Source organism: Phycisphaerales bacterium (assembly GCA_016699835.1).
In the GTDB taxonomy this organism is placed as follows: Bacteria; Planctomycetota; Phycisphaerae; order Phycisphaerales; family UBA1924.
In genome coordinates this window covers 2009590-2023907 of record CP064987.1, presented here as the reverse complement: position 1 = coordinate 2023907, position 14318 = coordinate 2009590, and the positions used below count along the sequence as shown (strand labels likewise).

Genomic DNA, 14318 nt, shown 5'->3' with positions numbered 1-14318 from the left:
ACCCGCCCCCACGTGTGTGGAGGCGGGTCGGTGATACTCAATGGCTCCTGCTGTTCGTGTCAGCGCGACTGGTTCATGTAGTCAGGCTCGGCCGCGCCATGCTCGGGCCGGGTCGTGGGCTGCCCGAGCATGTGGAAGAGTGAGCCGAGGTCGCCCATGCCTCCTGCGTTATAGATGTACTGCGCATCGAGGGCCTTGGTGATCCTCGTGCGGAGTTCGGAGAGGTGGGCCTCGGAATAGGCGTCGATGCTGCTGTTCTTGCCGTTCTTGTCGACGAGGTTGTCGATCTTGGAGTTGATCTTGCGGAGTTGGGTCATGGCGAGGTCGCAGACGGGCTTGAAGGCCTCGTTGCGGACGCCGTTATCCATGGTGAGATCGATGAGCCGCTCGACGTGCTCCTGCTGGAGATTCCGGCGAAGGCTCGAAATCATCGGGCGGCGTGCGGTGTACCGCTCGCTGGGCGACCGCTCGATCTCGGTCCAGATGGCGTTGTAGGTCGAGTCCATCGTCTCGGCGAGGGTCAGGGCGTCCTGGTCGCTGGGCAGACGGAGTTCGTTGTCGTAGATCCTCCGGAGCGTTGTGGGGTTCATGATCATCGTGAGCACCGAGCTCTGGATCCCGCCGACGCGATCGTGCACGGGCCAGGTGGATTCCTGGCGCGCCTCGGCGGCCCCACCCCAGTCGAGCCACTTGTCCGTCGTCATCTTCACGAGCAACTCGGGGGTCAGGCCGAACGCCTCGTCGAAGAAGGCGTTGTCGATGACCCATCGCAGCGCGTCGCGCTGGCGATCAACCGAGACGACCTCGAGCGGCGGGCGGGCGTTCGGGTCGCCCTTGTTGTCTCGGTTGACGTGAACGCCACCCAGCCAGTTCGCCATCATCGAGAGCGAGCGGGTCTGGAGGCTCAACGTGAGTTCGTAGCCCTTGCGCGCCTTGGCCCAGCTCTCGCCGTCCTTCACGAACGAGTCGAGGAGGCGCGAGCGGTGATACTTCGCGAGATCCGTCTGCATCTTGGCGTAGTCCAGCGGGTTCTTCGCGAAGTCGTAGCGCCGGGCGTACGGATCCGGGCCCGAGGTGTCCTCGTCGGTTCCATAGATCAGTTCGGGCTCGGCGACGCGCTCCAGAACTTTCTTCGTGTCGCCCGCGGTGTAGCCATACTCGATCGCCCAGTAGTCATACGGCCCGAGGTCGATCATGGTGATGTCGCCCAGGAGTTTCCCGTCCTTGACCGAGAGGTTCGCGCCCATGTAGTCCATGACCGAGCCCGCGAAGGCTTTCTTGCCCTTCACCTTGTCGCTGTTGATCTCGGCAAGGTCGTAGATCGCCGAGGCCTTGAAGTTGTGGCGCAGGCCCATCGTGTGCCCGACCTCGTGCATCACAAGGTCGCGGAGCATCGGCCCGATGAACCACTCGGGGATCCCGTCGAGCATCGGGGGTTTGTCCTTCTTGTCGCCCTTGTCATCCTTCTTCTCGTCGGACTTGGTGTCCTCGTCAGGCTCGATCGTGGAGAGTTCATCGCCCCAGAGTTCCATCATCATGCGGAAGGTGGACATGTCAAGCGCCTTGCCGTTCGCCGCCATGCACAGGCTGTTGTACTGGGACTGACGCCCCAGCAGCCCATCGAAGACGTTGGTCGCGCCCTCGGGAGAATCGGTCGTGGCGATCGGGTGCCCCCCATAGGCCAGCACGCCGCGTCGCGCGCGCTGGGCGATGATGGAGTCACGCCCGGCGGGGTCCGCCAGACGAACGCGGGGGTCCCACTGCGGGTGTTTGTCCAGCCACGCCATCGTCTCGGGAGAGAACCCCTCCATCGCGAGTTCGGGCATGAACTCGTTGAACTGGACCCAGAAGTGGCGGATCCAGCCGTCGGTCAGGATGATGTCGGCGTCGAGGATCTCGCCCGTGTTGGGGTTCACGCGGCTCGGCCCGATCGCCGTCCCCTGGTCGTTCGACAGCCAGCGGACGAAGTTGTAGCGGACGTCCTCGGGATCCTTGTCCATGTGCTGGTTGGTCTCGGCGTCCTGCTGCTCGACGCGGATGGCGTCGAGGATGCCGACCTTCTCGAAGGCCTTGTTCCACTCGAGCACACCGTCACGCACCCAGCGGCGATAACGCACGGGCACCGTCTCCTCGAGATAAAACACGATCGGTTGCTTCGGCGGGCTGACGCGGAGGTTCGGGTCACGCTTCTCCAGCGACCAGCGGTTGATGTAGCGGACCCACTTCTCCTTGTCCGTGAACTTGCCCAGGTCGCGGTAGGTCGTCGTGAAGTAGCCGATGCGCGTGTCGGCGTTGCGGGGCTTGTACCCGGCCGTCCCCCGCATCAGGCTGATCGAGTAATGGAACTCCTTCAGGCGACCGCCCGACGTCGGCAACTCGTACCCGATCTCGATGTTCTCGGGGAAGGCCTTGGCGCTCTTAAGCCTCGCGAGGCGGGGCTGGGCGCCGCTCGCCGAGCCGCCGAAGAACTGCGGCGCGCGGCTCGCCAGAAGATCCTTCATATCGATCACCGGGCCGCCGCCGGGGCCCATCGTCACGATCGGGATGTCAAGAATGACGCGATCCGTGAAGAGCCGCTGCACGGAACTCTTGGATTCGGCATCACCCGTGGACTTGGTCTCGAGGTTCGGCTCGAGCAGGACCATGCGGTCGTCGAACCTGCGCCAGTAGACGAGCATGTCGCCCTGCTGGAGGCCGGCGTACTCCTCGCCCGACGCGACGGTCAGCGCGACGAAGTGCTTCTGCCCCTCGAAGCCCCGCGGGAGTTCCGCGAGCAGCGAGCCGTCTTTCTCTTTCTTCCACAGGGTGTAGAAACTCTTGCCATCGGTCGTGGAGATCACCTTTTCGAAGCCCTTGCTCACCTCGGCAAAGGGCTTGAACTTCTTGTCCGAGTCGTCGCTCGAGTCGTCTTTGGAGGCCGGTACCGGTGCGCCGTCACCCGGGGCGGCTCGCGTGGGATCCAACCCGGCGCCGGCCGGCTCGTCGTCCCAACCGCCCGCCACCGAGAACGCCAGCCCGCACACGGCCAGCAGCATCGTCACCCCAAACGCCCGATTCATCGTCCCTCGTGTCATCACCAGCACTCCTTTCAAGGTCGGTCGATCGAACAGACCAGAGACAGGCCTTGGGGGACGAACGGGCCACGCCGGGACTCCAATCCCCTGTCCTTTCCTCGGGTTGTGAAATACTTTACACGATCCTGCCGGGGCGTGTTCAACGGTTCTGTCACGAAATGTGCTTGTGGAAGAGGACAAAGAGTGTGATCGCCGCGAAGGCGATCCCCCCCACCTGCGTCGGCATGTCCTTGGTCGCCAGTTCGGTCGGGTCGTCGTAGCGGCCACGCTCCAGGAGCACGATGCATCGCAACAACCCGTAGGTCGCCGGGAGCATGGTGAACCAGAGCAGATTCAAGTTCCGGATGAACGACGGAGCGTCACCGATCGCCGCGACCACGGCCTCGTGGATCTTCGCATCACGCGATTGGATGTACCCGGCATACGTGATCAGCGTCGCCACGCCCGTCACCACCACCGACATCCGGAGCAGGTCATCCGTATAGGTTTGTTGCACGTCACGGATCGCCCCGGCGTCCTCCACCGTGCGGCGTTCGCCCAGACGCTTCCCAAAGGCCAGAAACATCGCCAGAAAGAGCGTGCTATTGAGCAGCCACGTGCTCGGCGTCACCCCCGCCGCGGCACACCCCGCCAGCACGCGGATCACAAACCCCAGCGAGAGCGAGAGCACATCGGCAATCGCCTTGCGCTTCAGAAAATACGAGTACGCGTTGACGTTCACGACATACGCGACTGCCAGCCCGAGCACCCACCACCGGCTGGGCCCCGCATCCAGCAGAAACACCCCCGCGAGCGCGATGACCACCAGAACCGCCGCAAAGACCTTCGCTTGCCCGGGTGTGACTGCTCCGCTCGCGATCGGACGCCGCTTCTTCCGCGGGTGGAGACGGTCCTTGGGAGCGTCCACCATGTCATTGATGATGTAGCAGGCGCTCGAGACCAGCGCGAGCACCCCGGCCGTCACCAACGCCGCCCACAGCACGAATCGCCACTCGCCCTTCCCGTCCGCGAGGCTGTAGACAGGTCCGATAAAGACAAATGCGCTCTTGGACCACTGCTTCGGCCTGGCGAGTTTGATCAGGCTCCGCACCAGCCCTCGCTGGGGAACGTCTGGAGTTGACGGCGGCGTGTCGGCCATAGACACCTCGTTTATCGGAACGCGACGCCCTCGACGCCAGCGAATCGCCCACGGAATCCTTGTGAATCGGAGTTTCGCGGCGGCACGCAGAAACCGCCGATGGGGGTGGGACGTTGGGAGGACGATTGGACCAGCACGAGCAGACAACTCGTTCCAGGTGCCTGGCGGGATGGGTGGTCGCCCTGATCGTGGCGGCGACGGCTCTGCCCATGATCTGGTTCGGCGGCGTTCGAGGCCGAGCCGGATTGGACCAACTCGACTTCCACGAGCCGGCCGTCCGGATCTTCGCGTACGACTGGCCCAATCTGGTGTTCGGGAACTACCTCTCGGCGACGACGCCGGGGTATCACGTGATCCTGGCCGCGGTCGCGCGCGGGGGGTTGGCAAGTCGCGAGTGGCTCCAGAGCATCGGGATGCTCTTTGGCGTCGCGCTGGCGTGGGTCCTCGGCACGTGGTTCTGTGGCGTGTCGAGATCGTGGCTCTGGGGCGTGCTCGGCGCGGCAGTAGTGCTGTCGTCGCGATATGTCTACTCGGCGTCGGTGTGGATGCTCCCTGACAACGCGGGGTGGCTGGGCGTGGCGCTCGCGTTGTGGCTGTCGCTCGACGCGAGGGACACGTGGCGCTGGAGGTGGTGTGCCGGCGCGGCAGTGATGCTCATCGTCGCGTGCCGACAGGCGCACGTGTGGGTCGCGTTTCCGCTCGTGGCCGCGGCATGGCTCTCGGTTGATGGCCGCATCTCCGATCGCCTCCGAGCGGTCATGAAACTTGCTCTCGCATGCGTGCCGGCGATGGCGTTGCTCGGCTGGTTCGTGTGGTTGTGGAAGGGCGTGACGCCGCCGCTGTTCCAGGCGCAGTACGCACCGATCGGCTCGACAGTGCTCGGGATGAATCCCGCGGCTCCGATCCTGGTGCTCGCGGTGATCGGAATGTTTGGCGTGTTCGTGCTCCCTGCATTGTGGCCCGACGTCCGCGAGGCGTGGCGGCAAAGGAGAGGAGTGGTTCTCGCGGCGCTCGCGATCACGCTCCTGCTTGGTCTTGCCCCGGCGACCACCGTGAGCCTCTCACTGGGTCGGATCTCGGGGATCTGGAATCTCTGCGCGAAAGGCCCAACGCTCTTTGGACACACGAGCGTGGCGATGGTCGCGGCCGGACTTCTTGGGATGCTGGTGCTTACTGGACTCGTCCAGCGTCTTGGATCGACGCGAGGCCTCGCGATCCTGGCGAGCGTCCTGGGCTTCACGCTCGCGATCGGCGTGTCGTTCCACCTGTGGCAGCGATACGTCGAGCCGCTCGTGTTGATGATGCTCGTGCTGGGCGTGCTGCCTCATTCGACGCTATCTCGCGGTGCGAATGAGCCATCGGCGATGCCGGGCATTCGGCCGGTTCTTCCCGGCGTGCTCGGGCTGCTGGTGATTCTTGCGTTTAACATCGTGGGCACGGGCCTGATGATCCGTTCGAGCGAGCCGGTCGAGCGTCAGCCGATCGACCATCTGTTACAGGAATACTTCGGCAGGGCGACGCCGGCGCAGATCCCGCGCATGAATCCCGGGCCGAAACCAGATCGATCCCGCCCCGACGCGGCTGGTGAGTAGGATTGGCCGAGAGGGCACCATCACGCACGCAAGGAATCGCACTCCATGACCAGCACGAAGCGGGCACTCATCTCGGGCGTCACCGGACAGGACGGCTCCTATCTCGCGGAACTCCTGCTCGCCAAGGGGTACGAGGTCCACGGGCTCATCCGGCGCTCGTCGTCCTTCAACACCGGACGCATCGAGCACATCTACCAGGACCCGCACCAGTCGGGTGCGCGCCTCAAACTGCACTACGGCGACCTGTGCGACAGCAACTCGCTCGCGGAGATGATGCGGCGGATCCGCCCGCACGAGGTCTACAACCTCGGGGCGCAGAGCCACGTCCGCGTGAGTTTCGACATGCCCATCTACACCGCCGACACCGTGGCGATGGGCGCCCTGCGCCTGCTCGACGCGGTGCGCGACTTCCAGCAGGAGAGCGGGCAGAAGGTCCGGTACTACCAGGCGTCGTCCTCGGAGCAGTATGGCAAGGTGGTCGAGACGCCCCAGAAGGAGACCACGCCCTTCTACCCCCGCTCGCCCTACGCCTGCGCCAAGGTGATGGCGCACTGGTGCACGGTCAACTATCGCGAGAGTTATGGCATGTTCGCGTGCTGCGGGATCCTCTTCAACCACGAGTCGCCCCGGCGTGGCGAGACGTTCGTGACGCGGAAGATCACCAGGGCCGTGGGACGGATCAAGCTGGGACTGCAGGAGAAACTCTTCCTGGGCAATCTCGACGCGAAGCGCGACTGGGGCTTCGCGGGGGATTACGTCCAGGCGATGTGGATGATGCTCCAGCAGGACAAGCCCGACGACTACGTGATCTCCACGGGGAAAACGATCTCGGTGCGTCAGTTCTGTGAGCTCGCCTTCGGGCACGCGGGCCTGGATTACAAGGCCCACGTGGCCTTTGACCCGCGCTACCTCAGGCCCGCGGAGGTCGATCTCCTCCTGGGCGACGCCTCCAAGGCTCGTGCGAAGCTCGGGTGGTCGCCCGCGACCAGCGTCGAGCAGCTCGCCGCGATGATGGTGGACCACGACCTGGAGATGGCGCAGCGCGAGAAGACGCTCATCGACGCCGGGCACAGCATGCCACGCCATGTCGGGCACGATCAATAGCATGTCCGCACCCGTCGGCCCCTCTCGACCAAGAACGTGACATCACTCATGGGCGACCCACTCGCGATCGTGTCACTCGTTGTCTCGGCTGGCGCCCTGGGCGTGGCGGCGGCGGCGTGGTCACGCGCTCGCAAGGTGAAACGCACCGTCCGTTCGCTTCTCGAGCACGGGTTCGTCCGAGCCAATGGCGAACGCGTGGACTTTCCTTTCAGCGAGCCGGGCATGCCCAAGTCGTGGGCGGAGCGCACGCGACTGGTCCTGGAATGCCCCGACAACGAGCACATTCCACGCGTTGCCAACGCCGGCGAGACGCACGACGGTTTCGTGGTCATGCACAACGGGCTGCGCGTCCTCGTCGATTCGTATTACGGCGGACCGGTCACGGAGATGCTCCGGGTCAACCGTGGCGTGCACGAGCCCGAAGAAGAACGAGTCTTCCAGGAGGTCCTTCGGCACATGCCCGCCGACGCCGTCATGATCGAACTGGGGGCCTACTGGGGTTTCTACAGCCTCTGGTTCCGGAGCGTCGTCGGCCCGAACGCGATGAACATCCTCGTCGAGCCGGAGCACGAGCACCTCGAGTCGGGACGACGGAACTTTTCGGCCGCAGGATTCTCCGATGTGAAGATGGTGAGGGGGTTCGTGGGAAGTGAACCCCGTGACGGGGACCCACCGACGGTGAGTGTGGATTCTCTGATGGCGAGCGAGAAACTCTCACGCGTGAACCTTCTGCACTCGGATATCCAGGGGCACGAGGGAGAGATGCTTCGCGGGGCGGCACGGGCACTCCGAGCACGGACCATTGATTACATCTTCATCTCCACGCATTCGACCAGGGTTCATGGGCGATGTCGCAAGTTCCTCGATCGCGCGTCGTACGAGATCCTTGCAGACTCGAGCGTGAGTGAGTCGTACTCATTCGACGGGCTTCTGGTCGGCAGGCGGCGTGAACTCGCCGGGCTTGCTCCCGTCGGCATCGCGAAGCGGCGCTGAGATGACCGGCTGGAGCGTGACGACGATGGCGCGGTGCGAGCCGAGGCCCAGGTCGACGACGCGAGAATCAAGGGCACGCAACCCGGGGCCGACGTACGCCTGATCGATCGCCCAGAGCGGGCGGCGTCTCGGGAAGGTCGCGCTCCAGCCACGACCGTTGTCGGTAAACGTGTCGCGAAGCCCTTCGGTCATATGCCGGAGCGACCGCGAGCCGCGTGGCGTGTTGAAGTCTCCGATGAGCAGGTCGGGTTCACCCTTCAAGGCCGCGAGCAGTTCATCGGTGACGGGCCTTCCGCTGGGGTCGCTCACGCGGACTTTCAGTTCGCCGGCGCGGAACCTGGCGATCATCGCGACGGTCTGGGCGAGCACGCGCTCGCGCGAGAGCGAGAGATCCGAGGGGAGATCGATCACCCACAGCAAGCGTTGCTCTCCCGTGGGCAGCCTCACAAGGGCGGCAATCAGCATGCCCGTGTCGAGGCGGATCTGCTTGAGATCGGGAAGGCGCGGATCGATGCCCTCGCCAGGCTTGAGTTCGAGGGAGAACGAGGTCCACGCGTTGATGGGAAATCGTGAGACGACGACATGGTTGTGCGTCTGGAGGAGCGAGGCGGCGGGGTCCAATGCGGCCCTGAATGTGCTGAAGTTCCACCCCCAGCCGGGCTGGACGATGTAGATATCGGCGTCGAGCGTCGCGAGGCGTTCCTCCCACCCCTTGGTCGCGGGGCGTGACGAGTTCCAGTGCACAACGCGGAACGAGCCGGCCTGTCGCGTCGCGGGCAGCGTGCTCCAACCGACATCGTGGCGCGCAAACCAGACCACCGCGACGAGGAAGGAGAGCCGCGCGATGATGGCGGCCCGCGAGGACCGGCGACGCGTGCCCCGGGCCTTCCATCGTGTGAGGATTCGCACGATCTGGGCCACGGCCAGCAGCACGAACGCGGGGACGACGACGGCGATCGAGGGAATCCAACTGAGCCATTGCGACCACAGCCAGCGATCGCTGAGGGCTCGCCCGATCGCCCAGATCGCCAGAAGGACGATGACAAGCGTCTCCAGTGCGGCGGGGACGCGATCGAATGAGGGCTTTGGCCACCCTCGGAGGAGCAGCAACGATCGTGCGCGCGTGGCAAGGCTCTGTGGCAGAATGTCGAAGGTTTCCTCGAGATGCGCGCGCAGAATGAGCCGGACGAGAATCGCGAAGCACACCACGAACACGAGCGAGGCGACGAGGAGTCGGGTGAGGTTCTCCACGATTTCCACATGCTTCGCCAGTCCGGCGGGGATGGCGGCGATACTTCCGAGATCGATCCGCGACGAGACCCCCCACGCGAGTGCGCCCGCAGATAGAGCCAGAATCCACGCGGGGAGGCTGGCGGACAGGAGTTCGCCGATAGTCGTGCGGAGGCGTCGCGTGGCCCAGAGCATGATGACCGTACGGCTGAGAACGAGGTATCCCGCGGTCCAGATCGCGGCGCCTGTGGCCGAGGCGTGGATCCACGCGCCGAGCCCCGTCGCGACGATCAGCCCGGCGGCCTCGATGAGTGAGGCAATCGCCTGAGGTTTGAACTCGCCCCGGCCTTGCAGCAGCCCGTTGGTCAGCGCCATCGTGATCCGCCAGGGGTACGCGAGCGCCAGGATCGCGACGGCGAGAACGGCCGGCTCCCACTTGCCATGCCAGACCAGTCGTTCGAGCGGCTCGAAGCTGACGGCCAGCCCGACGCACGCGAACGAGCCGACGAGCATCATCGCCCGCAGCGCGCGCAATGCCGCCCCTCGCTGGCGATGCGGCTCGGCCTTGATCCTCGCAAACGCCGGGAACAGGACCTGCTCGAGGGCGTATCCCAGGAGCACGGCGAGTTGGGCGACCACCATGAACGCGAAGGCGAAGTACCCAGTCTCTTCCTTGAACATGATCGCGCCGAGGAGGAGGAACGGACCATTGTCCATGCCGGCGGCGGCGAGGTTGCTCGCGACGATCCACTTCCCGTCGCGCCAGAGTTCCGGCCAGCGTCGTGTCTCCGGCGGGCGCGTCCACGGGCGCTCGCGAACGACGGCCATGTAGATGAACGACTCGATGGCGAGCGTCACCACGGCGGGGATGGCGAGGGCCATGGACGCCCAGGGTCTGGTCGCCTCGGAGCGGGTGAAGGCGTACGCGATGCCGATGATCAGGAGTTGGCGGATCGCCGAGCACGCGAGGGTGATCTGCCCGTAGAGGCGGAAACGGAAGGACATCTTGAGGCGGACGAGGAGCGTGGCGGCGGGGACGTGCGCGGGAAACATGCACGCGAGCACGAGCAGCAAGCCGACGAGTTTGGGCTCGTGGTAGAAGAAATGGGCGAGGGGCCAGGCGAGGGCGACGATGATGAGGGCCGACGCGCTCGCGAGTGTGGCCGCCATCCAGAAGACCGGGGCGACGAGTTCGTGGTAGTGTGACTCGCCGCGCTGGATCAGGAGGCCCGAGGCGCCGCCGTCACGCACGACGGAAAAGAGGTTGGCGACGGCGAAGGCGGTGGCGAAGAGGGCGAGGTCCTCGGGAAGGAGCAGCCACCCCACCACGATTTGGGCGATCACCGCGAGGATCTTGCCGATGAACTGGGTCCCGGCGACCCAGAGCATCCCGCCGCCGACGGTTCGGGAAAGGGATTCGGGCGCGGCGTCTTGCGGCCTTTGTTCGGGCCTGGGACGATCTGGCGGATGTGTGTCGGACGGTTCCGGCATGGATGGAGGATCGTTGGCGGATGGAGTGTCGCGGCTCGAACCATCGGCGAAACCGTGCCGTAGCGTTCACCCCGATTCACGTTGTCCGCGACAGAGAGTCGGTTCGTAGGCACGAATGACCGCAAAGGCCGAGCACAACACGTCGGGGAACACCGCGAGAAGCCCAGCGCCCGAGATCGGGCGGCGCACGGCGGCGGGGTTCGCGTGGACGTTCACGCAGGGGATCCTGGAACGCGGCGTCTCCGCCGTCGGACAACTCGTCCTGGCCTATCTGCTGGTCCCCAAGGACTTTGATCTGGTCGCGCTCGTCTACACCGTCACGACCTTCGCGACCCAGTTGCAGCAGTTCGGCCTGAAGAACGTGCTCGTGCAGCGCCGCCCGGAGTGGGACCGATGGGTGACCCCGGCCTTCTGGATGTCGGCGGCCCTGGGCGTTGTCGCGTGCGTGGCGACGGTGATGGTCTCGCCCTGGGTCGCGCGGCTCTACCAGAAGCACGAGTTGATCGATCTGCTCCTGGTCGCCTCGCTCTCGTTCCCGATCGCGAGCATCGCGACGGTCCCCGAGGCGAGACTCAGCGCCGACCTGCGCTTCCGCCTGCTCTCAAGGCTCGGGGCGATCATGTCGATCTCGCGGATGGCGCTCAGCATCCTTCTGGCGTGGTGGCTGGACTGGGGAGCGATGTCCATCATCGCGGCCCAGCCCATCGGCGCGTTCATTCGCTTCCTGCTCGCGTGGCTGGCAACCAAGCCCAAGATCCAGGCCCACTTCGAGGTCGGCAAGTGGCGCAGCATCGCCGGGGTCGGCGGCGTGATGCTCGTCACCTCGGTCCTTGGATTCCTCACCATCGAGGGCCCGCGCATCGTGCTGGGCACGATGGAGCACGCGGGAGACCTCACGGGCCTGCTCTACTTCGCCTTCTCCCTCTCCGACCAGGGTACACGCATGCTCATGGTGAACCTGGGCGCGGTGCTCATGCCCGCGCTCAGCACGCTGGTGCACGAGCCCGAGCGACAGGCCAAGGGGTTTGAGCGCGCCGTGCGCAGCCTGCTCCTCGTCGGACTTCCCTTGTGCGGCCTGCAGGCCGTCATGGGCGCCCCCGCTTTCCGTCTGCTCCTCGAAGAGAAGTGGCACACGTCGATCCTGATGTTCATCGTCTTCAGCGTGGCGATGTTCGGACGACTGACGGCCTTTCCGTGCGACGCGTTCCTGCTCGCCCAGCACCGCCAGAACGCCTCGCTCCTCACCATGATCGTCTACACGCCATTGTTCATCGGGCTGTGCATCCTGGGCGTGATCGGCGGACGCTGGGCCGAGACCCACGGCGTGACGCTCCTTGGGCTTGGCGTCGGCCCGGCCGAGGGGTGCACCATCGGGATCGCCCTGGGCATGCTCGTCTATTCCCCGATCGCGATGTACATCGCCCTCTACAAAGTTCGGCGTTCCTGGTTCGATGTCCTCCGCATCTACGCCCGGCCCACGGTCGGATCGCTTCTGTCGTGCGGCGTGGCGGCGTGGATCCTCCGGGCGCTCCCCAACACCACGCGCGGCGACATCATCGGGCTGGTTCAGGCCCCGATCGTCGTGGGAATCCTCTACAGCGCCTGGGCGTGGTGGTTCGCACGCGGTGATGTCCTTGACCTCTTCGCCCGCGTCAAGTCGCTTGTGCCCAAGCGCCTGGGGGAGAAGATCGCCAAACTCGCCGGGAAGCGCGGCGATGCCGTGGAGTTGCCGGCCCGCGTGGCGCCCTTAGGCTCCAGCGAGGACGCCCAGATTCCTGGGGTGTGAGTTGCGCCATCAGCGTGGATGCACGGTCTCAGGAGACGAGACAAGGAAGAGAAGGAGCCCTACGCGGAGCGTGGGGGTACACCGGAGCGCGCTTTAGTTCGTCAGCCGCTCGATCGAGCCGGGGACGATCCGCTGCCCCGTCACCGTCGAGAACCCGCTTGGGACATTCGTCGGTCGGTCGTACTGCATCAGCAACTGCCCGCTGATGCTCACGTTCCCCTCGGCGACGACCACGCCCACGATCGTGTGGTTGCCGTTGCAACTGATGCTGTTCTTGGAATAGACCAGCCCGTTGATCACCGCGGGGATCATGTCGGTCGTGTCCGAGTCCTCTTCGCCCATATAGGGCGTTCCCGGCGGGTTGAAGTTGAAAGCCAAAGCGGTCTCGTCGAGCGAGATGCCCGTCCCCGTGAACTGGATCGAGGAGTCGGTGAGGAGCGCCGGATACCCCGGGACGGCCGGCTCGATGCACACGCTGTCGCCGATCTGCAGGACCCCCACGCCGCTGAAGATGAGCGTCCCGACGACGCGGAGGTTCTGGAGCGTCACGGTCCCGCTTCCGCTGAACCAGTAGATGCCCTCGGCGTTGGTGGCACCATAGGGATTCGCTCGCGGCGAGAGGACAGCATTCTCGATCTTCTTCCCGCCGGGCATGGCGCAGACGGACGCGCGGGACTGCCACGTGCTCAGGGTTGTCGCGTCGGGCATGTCGGCGGCGTTGGCGATCGTGGGCGTCCAGGGGACCATGGCGGTCGTGGTGGCGATCACGCTGGTCTTCCCGCTTGCGTCGTAGCCCGGCCAGGCCTTGCCGCCCTGGAAGGAGACAACGAGGTGCTCGGCGGTGATCGAGCCGGAGATTGTGAATGTGCCCCTTGTCGCGATGGGGACGTTGAGGCACGCCCGCGGGCCGACGACCGGCGAGAGGAGGAACGAGAGGCCCTGGCGTGACATTCCGGTGCCCGATTCGGCGCGGACGAGCATGGGGAGCGTCGCGTCGGTGGTGATCGGCGTGCCATCGGCGGCATAGACCTCGCCGACGACGACGGTGTTCGTCGAGAGCCGGGCGCGGACGAGTTCGGGGTTGGTCGCCAGGGCCGATCGATCGATGGTTGTGGTGAGGAGCGTGTGGGCGACGATCTCGGCGGAGGCCTGGGTGGCGATGCGGCTCTGGGCGCTGGTCTGGGCGAGGGCGACCGAGCCCATGTCGCGCTGCCAGGCGATCGCCCCGCCGATCGCGAGGACCGTGACGATCGTCGAGACCGAGAGGACGATGAGATAGACCCCGCCGAAGCGGGCACGGGCCGAACGCGCGCGTGCGGAACGGCGTCGTGCGGGCCGGCGATCGGCACCCGATCGGACAGGAAGACGGGATGGGACGGGTGGACGAGCACTCATGGCGTGTTTGCCGTGTCCCAGGCACGGGTGCGGATGGTCCAGAGCGTGGCGTAGGGCTTGTCGCCGGACGAGGCGACGACCGTGATCTTCTTCACGCCCGTGTCGGTGGCGGCGACGGCATAGTTCGCGTCGGGATCGACGTAGGTCACACTGACGCTCATCTTCCATCGCGAGGCGACGGGCATCGCCTGCCACGCGGCATCGGTCGGCGGCGTTTCCTGATAACCGTTGAAATCGTCGACGTCGTCGTAGGTGGCGGGCGTCGCCGTGACGTCGCCGACCTCGATCCCCAGGATCGGCGTGTCGTTCGGGTCGTCGTAGGGGAGCGATTGGACCTTGGCGAGGAGGATCTCGGTGTATCGGAGACCGTCGAGGCGCATCTGGTTCGTGAGCCGCACGCGCGCGCCTTGCGAAACGACGCTGAGCGAGGCGACGAGCAGGCCCGCGACGATGAGCGTGGAGATCACGGCCTCGACGAGGCTGAAGGCGTGGCGATGTCTCGAGCACGATCGCAT

At 65.6% G+C, this 14318-nt stretch carries 9 protein-coding genes; 4 read left to right on the top strand and 5 right to left on the bottom strand.

All coding sequences use genetic code 11. From position 1 onward, the window contains the following. Positions 1-59 precede the first annotated feature (59 nt). The gene (locus IPK69_08405) at positions 60-3074 is read right to left on the bottom strand and encodes a zinc-dependent metalloprotease (GenBank protein ID QQS08027.1); all 3015 of its coding nucleotides are present in this window, start codon (positions 3072-3074) and stop codon (positions 60-62) included. Positions 3075-3225: 151 nt separating this feature from the next. Beyond that, positions 3226-4212, bottom strand: coding sequence for a UbiA prenyltransferase family protein (locus tag IPK69_08400; protein ID QQS08026.1), 987 nt, complete (start codon positions 4210-4212; stop codon positions 3226-3228). A 173-nt stretch (positions 4213-4385) separates the two neighbouring features. On the opposite strand from IPK69_08400, the gene IPK69_08395 reads away from it, so the two are divergent. From IPK69_08395 to IPK69_08385, 3 genes are read left to right on the top strand one after another with little or no spacing between them, the layout of a single operon-like run. Beyond that, positions 4386-5804, top strand: a complete 1419-nt coding sequence (locus IPK69_08395) for a hypothetical protein (GenBank protein ID QQS08025.1) — start codon at positions 4386-4388, stop codon at positions 5802-5804. A gap of 45 nt (positions 5805-5849) precedes the next feature. Further along, positions 5850-6908, top strand: coding sequence for a GDP-mannose 4,6-dehydratase (gene gmd, locus IPK69_08390; GenBank protein ID QQS08024.1), 1059 nt, complete (start codon positions 5850-5852; stop codon positions 6906-6908). A 48-nt stretch (positions 6909-6956) separates the two neighbouring features. Next, positions 6957-7901, top strand: coding sequence for an FkbM family methyltransferase (locus IPK69_08385; protein QQS08023.1), 945 nt, complete (start codon positions 6957-6959; stop codon positions 7899-7901). Here IPK69_08385 and IPK69_08380 read toward each other — a convergent pair. Then, positions 7824-10622, bottom strand: coding sequence for an oligosaccharide flippase family protein (locus IPK69_08380; GenBank protein QQS08022.1), 2799 nt, complete (start codon positions 10620-10622; stop codon positions 7824-7826). The genes IPK69_08385 and IPK69_08380 overlap by 78 nt on opposite strands. Before the next feature lie 115 nt (positions 10623-10737). On the opposite strand from IPK69_08380, the gene IPK69_08375 reads away from it, so the two are divergent. Further along, entirely contained in the window at positions 10738-12408 is a 1671-nt protein-coding gene (locus tag IPK69_08375) for an oligosaccharide flippase family protein (protein ID QQS08021.1), read from the top strand. A 93-nt stretch (positions 12409-12501) separates the two neighbouring features. Here the strand turns inward: IPK69_08375 and IPK69_08370 are convergent, their stop codons facing one another. Both IPK69_08370 and IPK69_08365 read right to left on the bottom strand, forming a co-directional pair. After that, a complete protein-coding gene (locus tag IPK69_08370) occupies positions 12502-13803 on the bottom strand; it encodes a hypothetical protein (protein ID QQS08020.1) in 1302 nt (433 codons plus the stop codon). Beyond that, positions 13800-14318: a hypothetical protein gene (locus tag IPK69_08365; GenBank protein QQS08019.1), complete on the bottom strand. Its 519-nt coding sequence runs from the start codon at positions 14316-14318 to the stop codon at positions 13800-13802. Before IPK69_08365 ends, IPK69_08370 begins: the two co-directional genes overlap by 4 nt.

What these genes read in the sequence shown, in the direction of transcription:
- IPK69_08405 (QQS08027.1), bottom strand. Translation starts at nt 3,074, where the DNA reads ATGACACGAGGGACGATGAATCGGGCGTTTGGGGTGACGATGCTGCTG.
- IPK69_08385 (QQS08023.1), top strand. Translation starts at nt 6,957, where the DNA reads ATGGGCGACCCACTCGCGATCGTGTCACTCGTTGTCTCGGCTGGCGCC.
- IPK69_08380 (QQS08022.1), bottom strand. Translation starts at nt 10,622, where the DNA reads ATGCCGGAACCGTCCGACACACATCCGCCAGATCGTCCCAGGCCCGAA.
- gmd (QQS08024.1), top strand. Translation starts at nt 5,850, where the DNA reads ATGACCAGCACGAAGCGGGCACTCATCTCGGGCGTCACCGGACAGGAC.
- IPK69_08375 (QQS08021.1), top strand. Translation starts at nt 10,738, where the DNA reads ATGACCGCAAAGGCCGAGCACAACACGTCGGGGAACACCGCGAGAAGC.
- IPK69_08365 (QQS08019.1), bottom strand. Translation starts at nt 14,318, where the DNA reads ATGCGATCGTGCTCGAGACATCGCCACGCCTTCAGCCTCGTCGAGGCC.
- IPK69_08370 (QQS08020.1), bottom strand. Translation starts at nt 13,803, where the DNA reads ATGAGTGCTCGTCCACCCGTCCCATCCCGTCTTCCTGTCCGATCGGGT.
- IPK69_08400 (QQS08026.1), bottom strand. Translation starts at nt 4,212, where the DNA reads ATGGCCGACACGCCGCCGTCAACTCCAGACGTTCCCCAGCGAGGGCTG.